This window comes from Saccharopolyspora gloriosae (assembly GCF_014203325.1).
Classification (GTDB): domain Bacteria; phylum Actinomycetota; class Actinomycetes; order Mycobacteriales; family Pseudonocardiaceae; genus Saccharopolyspora_C; species Saccharopolyspora_C gloriosae.
The window spans coordinates 2,295,163-2,310,446 of the sequence record NZ_JACHIV010000001.1; the positions used below are offsets into that span (position 1 = coordinate 2,295,163).

Genomic DNA, 15,284 nt, shown 5'->3' on the forward strand with positions numbered 1-15,284 from the left:
CGCTGCCCCCGAGCTCACGACATTGACGACGTGATCGAACCTAGCCGAACAGCGGCCGCCGCAGGGGAGGTTTCGAGAACTTCCGGCGAGGTTCAGGACGCGGTCGCCTCGGGAGCGGGTTTCCTCACTTCCGGGCCGGTCGAATCGGACGTCGCGGACTCGTCGGCGGCGACCGCGCGGTCGGCGGAGGAGCGGTCGGCCAGGACCCGGCGGGCGAGGTCGAGGTCGAGGTCGCCGTCCCACTTCGCGATGGCCAGCGTCGCCACCGCGTTGCCGTAGAAGTTCACCAGCGCACGGCACTCGGACATGAACTTGTCGATGCCGAAGATCAGCATGATGCCCGCCGCGGGGACGGTGCCGAGGGTGGACAGCGTCGCGGTCAGCGCGATGAAACCGCCCCCGGCGACGCCCGCCGCTCCCTTGGAGGTGAGCAGCATGACCGCGAGCAGCCCCAGCTGCTGGCCGACGCTCAGCGGGGTGTCGGTGGCCTGGGCGATGTAGAGGGTCGCCAGCGACAGGTAGATCGCGGCGCCGTCGAGGTTGAAGCTGTACCCGGTCGGCACGACCAGCCCGACCGTGGCGCGATCGGCGCCCAGGAACGTCATCTTGCGCATCAGCCCCGGCAGCGCGGGTTCGGCGGTGGAGGTGCCGAGGACGAGGAAGAACTCCTCCTTGAGGTAGCGCAGCAGCTGGAAGATGTTGAGCCGGACGTAGGCGGCGAGGAACCCGCCGAGCACGACCACGACGAACACGATCGACGTCGCGTAGAACAGCACGATCAACGAGCCGAGGCTGCTCAACGTGGACAGCCCGAACGCGCCCACCGCGTAGGCCATCGCACCGAACGCGCCGAGCGGCGCGGCCTTCATGACGAAGCCCAGCACCGCGAACACGACCGCGGTGCAGCGGTTGACGCCCGCGATGAGCGGTTCGCCGACGGCGCCGACCGCCTTGATCGCGATCCCGAACAGCACCGCGAGGAAGATGATCTGCAGGATGTCGCCCTCGACGAACGCGCCGAAGAAGCTCTCCGGGACGAGCTGGGTGAACATCTCCCACCAGTGCCGCGCCTCGCCCTGCTCCACGTACTGCTGGGCCGACTCGGAGGTCCGCATCGTCGCGGGGTCGGCGTGCACGCCCTCGCCCAACCGGAAGAGGTTCATCGCCACGAGGCCCATGGTCATCGCCGCGATGGTGCCGATCTGGAAGTAGGTGAGGGCTTTCAGGCCGGTGACGCCTACCTTCTTGAGATCGGCGACGTTCGCGATGCCGCCGATGATCGTGAGGAAGACGATCGGCCCGATGAGCATCTTCATCGCCGTGATGAAGGTGCTGCCGATGGGCTCCATCGCCTCGCCGAGATCGGGCCACCGCCAGCCGGCGAGGATCCCGACGGCGATGGCGACGAGCACCTGCACGTACAGCTGCCGGTACCAGCGCTTGCGCTTCGGCCTGCCGTCGCCGTCTTGCGGCACCCCGCCCATGAATCCTCCTTGATCCCGGGAAACGTGGGCACCACGGTGACCCGGCGGGAGCGGCGGCGTCCAAGAGTATGTTGCTAACCGACTCATAGGTTCTTCCGATGAAACGCCCGTCACCTGGGGGTACGGGCGCCCGGCTGGAGGTCGCGCCGATGGACGCCCGGCGGCTGGAGTACTTCCTGGCGGTGGTCGACCACGGCGGGTTCGGCCGGGCGGCGGAGGCGCTGCACCTGGCGCAACCCTCGCTGTCGCAAGGGATCGCGGGCTTGGAGCGGGAGCTCGGCGTGCCGCTGTTCCACCGGGTGGGGCGCGGCGTGGTCCTCAGCGACGCGGGTTCCGAGCTCGTGGGTCCGGCCCGCCAGGTCCTGCGCGACCTGCGGTCGGCCCGTTCGGCGGTGGACTCGGTGAAGGGCCTGCTGCGGGGCCGGGTCGAGATCGCCACGATGCCCTCGCCCGGGGTGGAACCGCTGGGCGCGCTGACCCGCGCGTTCTGCGAGCGCCACCCCGGCGTCACCGTCGGGGCGGAGGCCGCGTTCACCCCGGACGAGGTGGTTCAGCAGATCAAGAACGGCTCCTGCGAGCTCGGGCTGATCGGAGCGCCCGAGGTGCCGAACCCACCCGGCGTGGAGGTGCGGGAACTGGAGGCGCAGGAGTTCTACCTGGTCGGCGACACCGGCCTCGACCTGCCCGCGGACGAGCCGGTCCGCCCCGCCGACCTCGCCGGCGTGCGGCTGATCGCCTCGCCGCCGGGCAGCCTGATGCGCCGGATCGTCGACGACGTGCTCGCCGCCGGAGTGGACGTGCGCATCGCCGCGGAGGTCGCGCACCGGACGTCGGTGCTGCCGCTGGTGCTGCAGGGCGTCGGCTCGGCGGTGCTGCCCGCGGGGTGGGTGCCGCTGGCGCGCCGGGCGGGTGCCCGGATCGCCCGCATCGACCACCCGGCGCAGCTGCGCGTGTCGCTGGTCGGCCGCGCGGCCCCGCTGACCCCGGCCGCGAGCGCGTTCCGCGCCGTGGCGCGGGAACACCGGCCCGTGGACTACCTGGCCTCCGGCGAGCCCGGATAGGCGGTGCCTATGAGTCGGATCGCGAACGCGTGTTGGACGGTCCGCGCACCGGCGGGCTTGACTCGACGCGGCACGGACCACCGACACGGGAGCCGCATCGATGTCAGCACCGACCACCTACAAGATCGCCGCCATCCCCGCCGACGGCGTGGGCGCCGAGGTCGTGGCCGCCGGGCGCACCGTCCTCGACGCGATGGCGGCGGCCTCCGGCGGGACGTTCGCCTTCGACTGGACCGAATTCCCCTGGAGCTGCGAGTACTACACCCGCACCGGCCGGATGATGGCCGAGGACGGCCTCGACGTCCTCCGCGACTTCGACGCGATCTACTTCGGCGCCGTCGGCTGGCCGTCGGTCCCGGACCACATCAGCCTGTGGGGGCTGCGGCTGAAGATCTGCCAGAACTTCGACCAGTGGGCCAACATCCGGCCGGTCCACTTCCACCCCGGCATCACCTCCCCGTTGCGCAAGGCCGACGACGCCGACCTGGACTGGGTCGTGGTCCGGGAGAACAGCGAAGGCGAGTACGCGGGCCTCGGCGGGCGGAACCTCTCCGGCCGGGGCGAGGGCAACGAGGTCGCGCTGCAGACCGCGCTGTTCACCGAACGCGGCTGCGAGCGCATCATCCGGTTCGCCTTCGACCTGGCGCGCGAGCGCCCGCGCAAGAAGGTGTCCTCGGTGACCAAGAGCAACGCCCAGCAGTTCGGCATGGTGCTGTGGGACGAGACCTTCACCCGCGTCGCGCGGGACTACCCCGACGTCGAGACCGAGAGCGTGCTGGTCGACGCGATGGCGGCCAAGTTCGTGCTCAAGCCCGAGGACCTGTCGGTCGTGGTGGCCTCGAACCTCAACGCCGACATCCTGTCCGACCTCGGTTCCGCCCTGGCGGGCAGCCTGGGGCTCGCGGCCAGCGCGAACCTCAACCCGGACCGCCGGTTCCCGTCGATGTTCGAGCCGGTGCACGGTTCCGCGCCGGACATCGCCGGCCGGGGCCTGGCGAATCCGGCGGGCGCCATCGGGAGCGCGGCCCTCATGCTCGACCACTTCGGGCTGCAAGCCGAGGCGGCCCGGCTCAACGCCGCCATCGAGGCCACGGCCGCCGCGGGCGTCCTCACACCAGACGTAGGCGGAAACGCGAAAACGGACGAGGTCACTGAAGCCGTTTTGGGGGTCCTTTCGGAATGGCCTGCGTAGGGGTTGGGTGGCGGAACCTCAGCGGGATTCTCGCTGGGGGATCTTTCTCCCAAGTGGCTCCGCCACGAGGGAAAAGCCGTCCTCGCGAGGAAGCAGCTGAGAACCCGCGGGGGGTCTTCTTGCTCAAGCTGGTCACTGCTCAGCGGCTTCGCCGCGGACAGGACAACGAGCAAAAGATCGCTCTGATCGGACGTTTTGGAGTGCTTCGGGCGTTGAGGCCCCTCTCCGGGGCGCTAGCGGGGCGTGAGCCCGGCTCCGCCGTCGCGAGCCGACCGGAGATGATCTCGTTGCGGTGCTGTGGTTTTCCCCTCGCGTTCGAGGAGTCCGAGTGCAGTCGCTTCGGTCCGGGCGTCCGCGTGATCGACTCCCGTTCGAGTGATCGTGATGGCGCGGGCGGGTGATCGATGCGCCGAATCCCTTGTGCGATCGGCGAATTCGGCTGTCCACTGGAGCCTCGGTGGGCGTGCTCTCGGCCGTCCGCCCAGCAGGACGGGAGCCGTCGCCGCAGGGGGTTGCGCGCGGCGGTCGCGTCACCGCACGCCCGGCCGAGAACACGTTTTCGGGTCGTGCGCAGGGGATTCTCGAAGCGCGAAGTGGGGGACCAGCGCATGGCGGAATTGTCGGCACGGCCCGCGGTGGCCGAACGGGTGGACGGCGGGCCGACGTTCGGCCTGACGAAGTTCCTGGACCCGCTCCCGGTGCCGCCCGTGCGGCGCCCGCGCGGACGCGGCGCCGAACTGGAAGTGCGCGCCGTCACGACCCGGCGCCGGCTGCACGGTCAACTTCCGGAAACCGTGCTGTGGGCCTACGACGGGCACTTCCCCGGGCCCACCATCGAAGTCGAGCGGAACCAGCGGCTGCGGGTGTCCTGGACCAACGACGTCACCGGCACCATGCCGCTCGTCGCGGTCCGGGTGCCGCTGGCGCCCGCCGGAACCCCGCCCGCCGAGCTGTCGTCGAACAATCCCGGCTATCCGCGCAACGCGGACGGGAGCCCAGCCGACGGCGCCGCCCACATCGAAGGCGTCCCGGACGTGCCCGCCTGGCTGGTCACGCACCTGCACGGCGCCGACGCGAACGGCGGCAGCGACGGCTGGGCGCACAACGCCGTGCTGCGCGGCCATTCCCAGCTCGCCGAATACCCGAACCGGCAACCCGCCGCGAGCCTCTGGTACCACGACCACGGCATGGCCATCACCCGCTGGAACGTCCACGCAGGACTGTTCGGCGCGTACCGGATCCGCGACGAACGCGAACGAGCGCTCGGGCTGCCCGACGACCACGACATCCCGCTGCTGATCTGCGACCGCAACCTCGACACGGACACCGACGGCGACCTGACCGGGCAACTGCTGTTCAAGGTCGACGCGATCGGCACCGCACTGGTGCCGTTCATCGGGCCGTTCACCCTCGTCAACGGCGTCATCTGGCCGCACCTGGACGTCGACCGGGACACCTACCGGTTCCGGCTGGCGAACACCTCCAACGCCCGGTTCTACCGGCTGAACCTCATCAACGAGGACGGCGGCTCCGAGAACGACGCCGTGCGCGTGATCGGCACCGACGGCGGGCTGCTGCCCCGCCCGGTCCCGCTTCCCGAAGCAGGGCTGGTGCTGGCACCGGCGGAACGCGTCGACCTCGCCATCGACTTCGGCCGGGACGACTTCCGCGGACGTGCGCTGCGGCTGACCAACACCGAGCCGAACGCCGCCCTCGAACCCGACATCGTGCAGTTCCGGGTGCGCGGCCGCCCCGACCGCGGTGCGACCCGCCTGCCCGAGTCGCTGCCCGCCGAACCGCTCCGGCTCGCGCACGTGCCCGACGAGCACGACCAGGTGTGGATCGCCCTGGTGCCACCCGGCACGGCGGGCATGGCGCACCCGCAGATGTGGGAACTGCGGGAGCTCGACGGCGACATCCCCCCGCTGCCCGCGGAGAACCTCATCCAGGTCACCGACCCGCGCACCGGGCGGACCAGGACGTTCCAACAGGTCGCGTCGCTGTTCGACGACACCGTGAGCATCTTCGTCAAGCACGACAGCACCGTGGAGTGGAACTTCATCCACTTCGGCGGCCCGGCGCACCCCATGCACATCCACCTGGTGCAGTTCCAAGTCGCCGCCCGCCGCGGCTTCACCCCGGACTTCGACGTGGCGCTCGGCGGCACCACCACACCCGCCGCCGGATTCACCGACATCCCGCTGGAACAGCACGAACGCGGCCGGAAGGACACCATCGCCGTCGCCGCCGGCGAATGGGTCAGCGTGCTCGGCCGCTTCGGCGAATCGACCGGCCAGTTCATGTACCACTGCCACATCCTCGACCACGAAGACGAAGGCATGATGCGCCCCTTCGTCGTCCACCCCGCCGAAGTAGCCGATTTCCACCCCCACAGAGGAGGCCACGGCCACGAGTCTTATCGGGGGGTTTGACGGCTCGTTTTGCTCGGGTGGTCGGGTGGCGGAACCTCAGCGGGCTTCTCGCTGCGGGATCTTTTTCCCAAGTGGCTCCGCCACGAGGGAAAAAGCCGTCCTCGCGAGAAGCCCGCTGAGAACCCGCCGGTGGTCACCTTTTGGACGTGGGCTATGTGCTTCGCACATACAGGCACGGCTTCGCCGCAATGCAGGCTTGCTTCGCAGCCCAAGGCACGGCTACGCCGCAAAAGCACGGTCTTTGGGCCCAACGCATGGTTTCGTCGTAGAACGGGCGGGCCGTGGGGGCTGGTTTCGGCTTGTGGGGGTGTGCTGTTTTCGGGGTTCGCGGGGTTGTTTGGGGGTGGGGGTTTGCTTGGGGGCGGGTGGTGATCGGGGGGTTGCTGGGGGTGGTTGTCGGGATTGTGCTGGTTGACACTCTTGTGGGTTAGGTAAGGCTGTCTTTAGTGTACGGCTGTGCCTTTGACTTCTTCGCCGTCCGCTGCCGGGGTGCGCGCCCGTGAGATCGACGTCGCCTACGGGCGGGACGTCGTGGTGCGCGCGGCGTCGATCTCGCTCGACGCGGGTGCGGTCACCGCGTTGATCGGGCCGAACGGCAGCGGGAAGTCGACCTTGCTGCGCGCCCTCGCCAGGCTGCACCCGCCGGTCGCGGGCGAGGTCGCCTTCGCCGACGGCGCCGAACTGCGGGCGCTGTCCGGCAAAGAGCTCGCCCGCCGGATCACGCTGCTGTCGCAGCAGCGGACGGCGCCGGGCGGGCTGAGCGTGCGCGAACTCGTCGAATTCGGGCGCCACCCCCACCGGTCCCGCTGGGGCGGGCGCGACCCGGAAGGCCCCGCCGCCGTGGAACGGGCGATGGCGCTGACCGGGCTCACCGCGATCGCCGACCGGCCGGTGCAGGCCCTCTCCGGTGGGCAGGCGCAGCGGGTGTGGCTGGCGAGCTGCCTGGCGCAGGACACCGAACTCCTGCTGCTCGACGAGCCGACCACCTTCCTCGACCTGCGCTACCAGGTGGAGATCCTCGACGTGATCCGCGACCTCGCCGATCAGCACGGCGTCGGCGTCGGAGTCGTGCTGCACGACCTCGACCAGGCCGCCGCCATCGCCGATCAGCTGCTGCTGCTCGAAGACGGCAGCGTCACCGCGGAAGGCGCCCCGCGCGACGTGCTCACCTCGGCGCACCTCACCCGCGCCTACGGCATCCAGGTGGACGTGGAGACCGACCCGGCGGACGGGCGCATCCGCACCCGCGCCGTCGGCCGGTTCAACTCCCCCGGCGTCCGCATCCCATCGGCTTGATCGGCGTCGCCGGTCACCACTCCCCAGGCAGGAGAGACATGCGCAGCACCCGTGTGATCATCGGGTTGTCCGCGGTCGTCGCGCTGTTCGCGGCAGGCTGCGGCACCACCGAGCAGGCAGGTGGCGCCGACGCGCCCGCGAACGGCGGCGAGCCGATCACGATCGTCGACTCCCGCGGCAAGGAGGTCACGCTCGACGGACCGGCCCGACGGGTCGCGGCCACCGAGTGGAACGGCACCGAGGCACTCGTGTCGCTCGGCGTGACGCCCGTCGGAGTGTCCGATGTGGATGGTTATGGTGAGTGGGTGAGCGGGGCTCCGCTGGACGGGACCTCCACCGACATCGGCACTCGGGGCGAGCCGAGCATCGACGCGCTGAGCTCGCTGGACCTGGACCTGGTCGTCGTCACCGATAGCCTGACCGAAGGCGCGCTGGAGCAGGTCGAGCAGGTGGCGCCGGTGATCGTCATCAAGGGCGGCGACGCGAAGGACTCCATCGGCTCCATGTTCCGGAACGTGGACATGATCGCCGAGGCCACCGGCACCGAGGACCAGGCGGCGCAGCTGCGGTCCGAGTTCGACGCGAAGATCGCCGAAGGACGCGCCGCCGTGGAACGGGCGGGTGCGCTCGGCGAGCAGGTCGCGTTCTCCGACGCCTACGTGACCTCGGGTGCGGTGAGCATCCGGCCGTTCGCCAAGGGCTCGCTGGTGTCCGACGTGTTCGAACGCATCGGCCTGCGCAACGCGTGGCCGATGGCGGGCGACCCGGCCTACGGGCTCGCGCGGGCCGACGTGGAGGGCTTGACCGCGCTGCCCGACGTGCGGTTCTGGTACGGGGCCAGCGCCCAGAGCGACCCGTACGCGGACGAGCTGAAGGGCAACGCGATCTGGGAGGGCCTGCCGTTCGTGCGCGGCGGCGAGGTGCACCGCTTCCCCGACTCGCTGTGGATGTTCGGCGGCCCCCGCTCCATGGCGCAGTACGTCGACGCCGCCGTCGCCGCGCTGAAGGCGTAACCGCGCGGTGAACGGTGGTAAGACCCTGATCCGACCGCCCGCCGCTCCGGCCGCACCGGTGCGCCGGAGCGCGCGGCTGGTGCTCCTGGTGCTCGTGCTGGGCGCGCTCGTCGTGCTGGGCTCCGCGGTGCACCTCACCCAGGGGACCTCCTCGGTGGACGTCGTCGGCGTGCTGCGCTGGATGTTCGGCGGCGGCACCGACGCGGCTGCGGCGGTCGTCGTCGAGTCCAGGCTGCCGCGACTGCTGACGGCGCTGCTGGTGGGGACGGCGCTGGGCGTGGCGGGCTCGGTGCTGCAATCGGTGGCGCGCAACGTGATGGCGTCCCCGGACACGCTCGCCGTGGACGCCGGGGCGCACCTGGCGATCGTCGCCGTCGCCGCCTTCGGCGCCTCGCTGCCGCTGCTGGGGACGACGGGCATCGCGTTCGCCGGAGGGCTGGGCGCGGCGCTGCTGGTGATCTCGCTGTCCGGGCTCGGCGGCACCGGCATCGTGCGGCTGGTGCTGGCGGGCACCGCGACCGCGTTCGCGATGATGTCGCTGACGCGGATCCTGCTGCTGCTGTTCGACCAGGAGACCCGCGGGCTGTTCGCGTGGGGGTCCGGATCGCTGGGACAGACCGGGCTCGACGGGGTGCGGACGCTGGCGCCGGTGATCGGCGTCGCGGTCGTGGCGCTGCTCGCGATCGCCCGGCGGCTCGACCTGGTCCACCTGGGCGATGACCACGCGCGAAGCCTCGGCGTCCACGTGGGGCGGATCCGGTTCGCCTCGATCGCGCTGGCGGTGCTGCTGGCGGCGTCGGCGGTGACCCTGGCGGGCCCGGTCGGCTTCATCGGGCTGGCCGCGCCCGCGCTGGTGCGGCTGCTGGCGAACCAGGTGCCCGGCCTGCACCGGCACGCGGCGCTGATCCCGATCGCCGGGGCGACCGGCGTGGTGCTGCTGCTGGCGGCGGACGTGCTGCTGCGCGCCATGATCGGAGCGCAAGGAGCCCTGGAGGTCCCCACCGGTGTCGCCACGACCCTGCTCGGCGCGGTCTTCCTGATGGTGCTGTGCCGCAACATCCGCGTCACCACCACCTCGGCGGAACCGCCCGCCGCCGGTGTCCGCGGCGGGGTCACCGTCCTGCGCCACCGGCTCGTCGTCGGTGGGCTGGTGCTCGCGACAGCCGGGGTGGTGACGGGATCGGTGCTGCTCGGCGACACCTTGCTGCTGCTGGGCGACCTGGCGAACTGGGTGACCGGACAGGCCGGGCCGATGGTCACCGGCGTGATGGCGAACCGGGTGCCGCGCGTCGTCGCCGCATTGCTGGCCGGAGCCGCGCTGGCGCTGGCCGGTGCGGTGATCCAAGCGGTGGCGCGCAACCCGCTGGCCGACCCGGGCATCATCGGCGTCGCCGGCGGAGCGGGCGTCGGCGCGGTCACCGTGATCACGCTGTGGTCCGGCGCGGGCTTCTGGATGCAGGCGAGCGGAGCGGGCGTCGGCGCCGCCGTGGCGACCGCCGTGGTGTTCGCGATGGCGGCGAAGGGCGGTTTCGCGGGGCAGCGCCTGGTGCTGATCGGCTTCGGAGCGCAAGCGGGCACCCAGGCGCTGGTGACGTTGCTGATCACGCTGTCCGACCCGTGGAACGAGACGAAGGCGCTGACCTGGCTGGGCGGCTCGACGTACGGACGGACCTACGAGCACCTGGTGCCGATGGCGCTGGCGATGCTGGTGCTCATCCCGGTCCTGATCCGGGCCCGCGGCGAACTGGACCTCCTGTCGGTGGACGACGAGACGCCGCGCGTGCTGGGCGTGCCGGTGCCGAAGGCGCGGCTGCTGCTGCTCGCGTGCGCGGTCCTGCTCACCGGCACCGCCGTGGCAGGAGTGGGAGTGCTCGCGTTCGTCGGGCTCGTCGCTCCGCACGCGGCGCGCGCGATCGTGGGCAGGCGGCACTCCCGCGTGCTCCCGGTGGCCGCGCTGCTCGGCGGCATCCTGGTGTGCGCGGCCGACACCCTGGGACGCACCGTCATCGCCCCGGACCAGCTCCCGGCGGGCCTGATGACGGCCCTGATCGGAGCCCCGTACTTCACCTGGCTACTCTCCCGAAACCGCTAGAGCCTTCCTGTCTCGTGGTTGCTTGGCGTAGGGGTCGGGTGGCGGAACCTCAGCGGGATTCTCGCTGCGGGATCTTTTTCCCAAGTGGCTCCGCCACGAGGGAAAAAGCTGTCCTCGCGAGAATCCCGCTGAGAACCCGCGGCGGTGCCGGTGGGCAGGGTGGTCGCTGCTCAGCGGCTTCGCCGCTGACAGGAAAAGGATCACTGCTCGTTGTGAGAGCGGCGGTGCGGGGTGACTGTCTTCGCTCTTGTCTTTCCGGGTGAGCAGTCGGTGGTCGTTGTCTTGTCAGCGGCGGAGCCGCTGAGCGTTGACCGGCTTGAGCAAGCCGACCACCGGCGGGTTCTCAGCGGCTTCCTCGCGAGGACAGCGATTTCGCTGTGTAGGGACCTACATGAGAAATCGATCCCGCAGCGAGGAAGCCGCTGAGGTTCCGCTGCCTGACCAGCTGCTCAAGCCTGGTTGCTCACGGAGGGGATCAGACGCTGCGGAGTACTGAGATCACGGTGCCGAGGATGGTGGCGTGGTCGCCGTCGATGACCTCGTAGGCGGGGTTGCGCGGTTCGAGGTGGACGTGGCCGTTGCGGCGGCGGTAGACCTTCACCGTGGCCTCGTCGTCGAGCAGGGCGGCGACGATCTGCCCGGAGTGCGCCTCCTGCTGCTGGCGCACGATCACGGTGTCGCCGTCGCAGATCGCCGCGTCGATCATGGAGTCGCCGCGCACGCGCAGCGCGAACACGGTGCCGCGCCCGGCGAACTCGCGGGGCAGCCGGAGCGTGTCGTCCACGTGCTCGTCGGCCGCGATGGGCGTCCCGGCGGCGATGTCGCCGACCACGGGCACCGTCACCGAATCCTCGTCCGAGCGCTCGCCCGCGGAGCCGCGCAGGAACGCGCGCACGTCGATGGGCCGGGACACCGTGTCGCCGCGCCGCAGGAAGCCCTTCTCCTCCAGGCTCGCGAGGTGCTTGGACACCGAGGAGGAGGACCGCAGGCCGACGGCCTCGCCGATCTGCTTGGTGCTGGGCGAATACCCGTCGCGGACCACCTGGTCCCGGATCGTCGCCAGGATCCGCTGCTGGCGCAGCGGCAGCGAGGAGGCGTCCAGGTGCTCGAACGGGTCAAGATCGTCGTAGGTGGTCACCCGCCGAATGGTAGTGGTCTACCTGCCGGAACGGATCACCGGCACGCCCGCGCCCGAGGCGATTTCCGAGACGCCTCGCCACCGGTGGAGCCGCCACGACGGGCCACCGCGCGACGCGGAGCCGCCCGTCCCACGCAGGGACTCCTCAGCGCTGCGCGGCGGGGGCGGGGGAGTCGTCGATGATCTCCTGGCGGCGGATCCTGGTCTGCTTGGCCATATTCCAGCCGAGCACGCCGGTGGTGCGGCCATCGTGGCGGTAGCGCGCCACGAACCGGCCGCCGTCGAGATCACCGTCCACAACGGACACTTCGGCGTCCGGCGGCAGCGTGCCGTGCACCTGGATCTTGACGTCGTGCTGGTCGGTCCAGAAGTAGGGGATCGGCGAGTAGGCCCGGTCCGCGCCGAGGACGTTCGCGGCCACCACGCCCGCCTGCTCGGTGGCGTGGGTGCGGTTCTCCAGGCGCACCTGCGCGCCCAGCCGCTCGTCCCACCACCGGGCCACGTCGCCGACGGCGTACACGCCGGGCGCGGCGCGGCACCGCGAGTCGCAGACCACGCCGTCGTCGAGTTCGAGGCCGCTGCCCGCGAGCCATCCGGTCTCCGGGACGGCTCCGATGGCGACGACGACCACCTCGGCGGGCAGCACTTCGCCGGTGTCCAGGCGCACGCCGGTCACGCGGTGCTCGCCGGTGACGCCGTCGACGCCGGTGCCGAGCCGCAGGTCGACGCCGCGCCCGGAGTGCAGCGCGGCGAGCCTGCCGCTGACCAGCGGGCCGAGCAGACCGGCCATCGGTGCGGGCTGCGGCCCGACCATCGTCACGTCCAAGCCCATCGTCCGGGCGGTCGCGGCGATCTCGGCGCCGAGCACGCCTTCGCCGACCACCACGAGCCGGGAGGCCGCGGCCAGGTCCGCCCGCAGCGCCACCGAGTCCTCCAGGGTGCGCAGCACGTGGACGCCGTCGAGCCCGTCCGCGCCGGGCAGCGTCCGCGGGCGCACGCCGGTGGCCAGCACGACCGCGTCGGCGCTGAGCTCGCGCCCCGAGGCGGTGCGCGCGGTGCGGGTGGCGGCGTCGAAGCCGACCGCCGCGTCCCCGAGCACGAACTCGGCGTCCAGCGCGGCCAGCGCGGAATCCTGCCGCAGCCGCACGCGGTCCGGCTCCCACTCGCCGGCCAGGACCTTCTTCGACAGCGGCGGGCGGTCGTAGGGCAGGTGCCGCTCGGCGCCGAGCACCGTCACCGGGCCCGCGTGACCGCCCCGGCGCAGCGCCTCCGCGGTGGCCAGACCGGCGGCCGAAGCACCGACCACAAGAACGGAACCGGCAGCGCTCACGACTGCTCGTCGAGGGCGATGGCCGCCGCCGGGCACATGTTCGCGGCCTCGCGCACGCTCTCGTGCAGGTCGGCGGTGGGCTGGACGTCGAGCAGCACCACGACGCCGTCGTCCTCGCGCTGGTCGAACACGTCGGGCGCGACCATCACGCAGGTCCCGGCGCCGCAGCACTTGTCCTCATCGACGGTCACCTTCATGGCGCACTCCTGTTCTCGCTGGGATGTGGTGTTCGGGTCGTTCGCGACGGCGGTGCGTCACGGACGCGTGGTGATGGGAGCCAGCCAGAGCCCGGTGATCGCGTCGATCAGGCCGGTCGCGGCGTGTTCCCAGGATTCGCGGGGCGTGGTTCCGCCCTCGGCCAGGGCGCGTTCGCGCTCGGCCACGACGTGCACCATCAGCTGGCGCGTCATGTCGCGGCGCTCCTCCCGCACCTCCTGCGGCAGCTCCGGGAGGCAGCGGTTGAGCTCGGCGGCGGCCTCCGCCAGCGACGGCGAGTTCAGCGATTCCCGCGCCATGATCTCGCGGTAGGCCGGGTCGGTCATCGCCTGCGCGCCGAACCGGCCGAACCAGGTCGGGATGCCGAGATCGGCCAGGTGCCGCGCGTGCGGCAGCACGGTGCACGCCACCCAGTCCCGCACGTCCCGCGATCCGCGGGCGTCGGCCACCATCCGGGCGCGCAGGTGCTCGATCTGCTCGTGGTGTTTGCGGACGATGGCGGCGACCAGCTCGGCCTTCGTGCCGAAGTGGTAGCCGACCGCGGTGTTGTTGCCCTGCCCGGCGGCCTCGCTGACCTGGCGGTTGGACACCGCGGCGACCCCGTGCTCGGCGAACAGCCGCTCGGCGGCCGACAGGATCAGCTCCCGAGTCGCGCTCACCTGCTTGGCCCTCGCCGCGCTCACCGTCACCACCGCACCGGGACTTCGCTGAGCCCGCCGACGACGAGTCCCTCCAGGCGGCGCAGTTCGTCCGCGGGCACGGCGAGTTCCAAGGTGGGGAGCCTGCGCAGCAGGACCTCCAGCGCGACCTGGAGTTCGGTGCGGGCCAGCGACTGGCCCAGGCACGAGTGCGCGCCGGTGCCGAACGCCAGGTGCGGGTTCGGGGTGCGGGTCAGGTCCATGTCGTCGGCGCCGTCGAACGCGGCGTCGTCGCGGTTCGCCGACGCCATGCTGCACATGACGGTGGTGCCGCGCGGCAGTGCGGTTCCGGCGATCTCGACGTCCTCGTAGAGGTAGCGGACCATGCCGAGCCCGGAGTTGGCGTCGAACCGCAGCGCTTCCTCGACGGCGGAGCGGATCAGCGACCGGTCGGCGAGCAGCCGCTCCCAGCGCGAGCGGTCGGACAGCAGCATCGCCACCATCTTCCCGATCATGTTCGCCGTGGTCTCGTGCCCCGCGATCAGCAGTCCGAGCCCGGTGGCGGCCAAGGCGCGGTCGGGCATCCGCTCGCCCTCGGCGTCGGTGGCGGTGATCAGCTCGCTGAGCAGGTCCTCGCCGGGCTGCGCCTTCTTCGCGGCGATGTGCTCGGCCATGTAGGCGAAGAAGTCGGTCTCGGCGGTCTTGAACTCCTGCTCGGAGTACCGCGTGAGGTTCAGGAACATGTCCGACCAGCGGGAGAACCGGTCGCGGTCGGCGGTGGGCACGCCGAGCATGTCGCAGATGACCCAGACCGGGAGGGGGAAGCCGAAGGCGGCCTTGAGGTCGGCGGGCGCGCCACCGGCGACCATGTCGTCGACGAGCCGTTCGGCCATCGCCTCGATCTCGGGGCGCAACGCCGCCATCCGCTTGGCGGTGAACCACCGGTTGAGCAGCCGCCGCCAGCGCTGGTGCGCTTCGCCGCCCTGCGGCAGGGCGGAGGACATCTCGCTGTTGAACAGCCCGCCGGAATCGGTGTCGGAGATGCGGGCCGCGTCGGGTTCGTCGAGCTTGCGCCCGAACCTCGGGTCCGAGAGCACGGTCTTGACGTCGGCGTAGCGGGTCAGCAGCGAGACCTCGTCGCCGCTGGGCAGCTTCGCCCGGGAGACGGGGCACCGATCGCGCAGTTGCGCCCACTCGGCGGGCGGGCCCAGCGCGTCCGGGGCCGGAATCGGGTAGTCCAGCACCCGTTCGTCGGGTCGAGTCACCGTGCGCCTCCTCGTGAGATCGAGCTTGGAGCCAGTTAACCGCAGCTGCTATCGTCAGTCAAGCGACTGCCTTAACTATCGTGCCGGGGTGTCGGAGCGCTCGGCACGAAGGCGCCTCCCGGTGCGG

General features: G+C 71.4%; 12 protein-coding genes. 6 read left to right on the plus strand and 6 right to left on the minus strand.

Going from position 1 to position 15,284, the window contains the following annotated elements:
* Positions 1-92 precede the first annotated feature (92 nt).
* The gene (gene dctA / locus BJ969_RS10390; RefSeq protein ID WP_184478739.1) at positions 93-1,484 is read right to left on the minus strand and encodes a C4-dicarboxylate transporter DctA; all 1,392 of its coding nucleotides are present in this window, start codon (positions 1,482-1,484) and stop codon (positions 93-95) included.
* Between the two features lie 98 nt (positions 1,485-1,582).
* Here dctA and BJ969_RS10395 point away from each other — a divergent pair, with 98 nt between their 5' ends.
* The 6 genes from BJ969_RS10395 (at position 1,583) to BJ969_RS10420 (ending at position 10,570) form a co-directional block, all read left to right on the plus strand.
* Positions 1,583-2,545, plus strand: a complete 963-nt coding sequence (locus tag BJ969_RS10395) for a LysR family transcriptional regulator (RefSeq protein ID WP_246456734.1) — start codon at positions 1,583-1,585, stop codon at positions 2,543-2,545.
* A 100-nt stretch (positions 2,546-2,645) separates the two neighbouring features.
* Complete coding sequence (locus tag BJ969_RS10400) at positions 2,646-3,737, plus strand: tartrate dehydrogenase (protein ID WP_184478740.1); 1,092 nt, start codon at positions 2,646-2,648, stop codon at positions 3,735-3,737.
* Between the two features lie 608 nt (positions 3,738-4,345).
* Entirely contained in the window at positions 4,346-6,169 is a 1,824-nt protein-coding gene (locus BJ969_RS10405; protein ID WP_184478741.1) for a multicopper oxidase family protein, read from the plus strand.
* Positions 6,170-6,625: 456 nt separating this feature from the next.
* The gene (locus tag BJ969_RS10410) at positions 6,626-7,465 is read left to right on the plus strand and encodes an ABC transporter ATP-binding protein (RefSeq protein ID WP_184478742.1); all 840 of its coding nucleotides are present in this window, start codon (positions 6,626-6,628) and stop codon (positions 7,463-7,465) included.
* Positions 7,466-7,503: 38 nt separating this feature from the next.
* A complete protein-coding gene (locus tag BJ969_RS10415) occupies positions 7,504-8,478 on the plus strand; it encodes an ABC transporter substrate-binding protein (protein WP_184478743.1) in 975 nt (324 codons plus the stop codon).
* A 7-nt stretch (positions 8,479-8,485) separates the two neighbouring features.
* Positions 8,486-10,570: an iron ABC transporter permease gene (locus BJ969_RS10420; protein WP_343071326.1), complete on the plus strand. Its 2,085-nt coding sequence runs from the start codon at positions 8,486-8,488 to the stop codon at positions 10,568-10,570.
* Positions 10,571-11,045: 475 nt separating this feature from the next.
* Here the strand turns inward: BJ969_RS10420 and lexA are convergent, their stop codons facing one another.
* The 5 genes from lexA to BJ969_RS10445 form a co-directional block, all read right to left on the minus strand.
* On the minus strand, positions 11,046-11,708 hold the full coding sequence (lexA, locus tag BJ969_RS10425; protein ID WP_184478744.1) for a transcriptional repressor LexA: 663 nt from the start codon (positions 11,706-11,708) through the stop codon (positions 11,046-11,048).
* Between the two features lie 145 nt (positions 11,709-11,853).
* Complete coding sequence (locus BJ969_RS10430) at positions 11,854-13,038, minus strand: NAD(P)/FAD-dependent oxidoreductase (protein ID WP_343071327.1); 1,185 nt, start codon at positions 13,036-13,038, stop codon at positions 11,854-11,856.
* Positions 13,035-13,235: a ferredoxin gene (locus BJ969_RS10435; protein ID WP_184478745.1), complete on the minus strand. Its 201-nt coding sequence runs from the start codon at positions 13,233-13,235 to the stop codon at positions 13,035-13,037. The genes BJ969_RS10430 and BJ969_RS10435 overlap by 4 nt, the downstream gene beginning before the upstream one ends.
* A gap of 57 nt (positions 13,236-13,292) precedes the next feature.
* Entirely contained in the window at positions 13,293-13,943 is a 651-nt protein-coding gene (locus BJ969_RS10440; RefSeq protein ID WP_184478746.1) for a TetR/AcrR family transcriptional regulator, read from the minus strand.
* Positions 13,940-15,157: a cytochrome P450 gene (locus BJ969_RS10445; protein ID WP_184478747.1), complete on the minus strand. Its 1,218-nt coding sequence runs from the start codon at positions 15,155-15,157 to the stop codon at positions 13,940-13,942. Before BJ969_RS10445 ends, BJ969_RS10440 begins: the two co-directional genes overlap by 4 nt.
* Positions 15,158-15,284: the final 127 nt, after the last annotated feature.

What these genes read in the sequence shown, in the direction of transcription:
- dctA (WP_184478739.1), bottom strand. Translation starts at nt 1,484, where the DNA reads ATGGGCGGGGTGCCGCAAGACGGCGACGGCAGGCCGAAGCGCAAGCGC.
- BJ969_RS10415 (WP_184478743.1), top strand. Translation starts at nt 7,504, where the DNA reads ATGCGCAGCACCCGTGTGATCATCGGGTTGTCCGCGGTCGTCGCGCTG.
- BJ969_RS10400 (WP_184478740.1), top strand. Translation starts at nt 2,646, where the DNA reads ATGTCAGCACCGACCACCTACAAGATCGCCGCCATCCCCGCCGACGGC.
- BJ969_RS10395 (WP_246456734.1), top strand. Translation starts at nt 1,583, where the DNA reads ATGAAACGCCCGTCACCTGGGGGTACGGGCGCCCGGCTGGAGGTCGCG.
- BJ969_RS10405 (WP_184478741.1), top strand. Translation starts at nt 4,346, where the DNA reads ATGGCGGAATTGTCGGCACGGCCCGCGGTGGCCGAACGGGTGGACGGC.
- BJ969_RS10435 (WP_184478745.1), bottom strand. Translation starts at nt 13,235, where the DNA reads ATGAAGGTGACCGTCGATGAGGACAAGTGCTGCGGCGCCGGGACCTGC.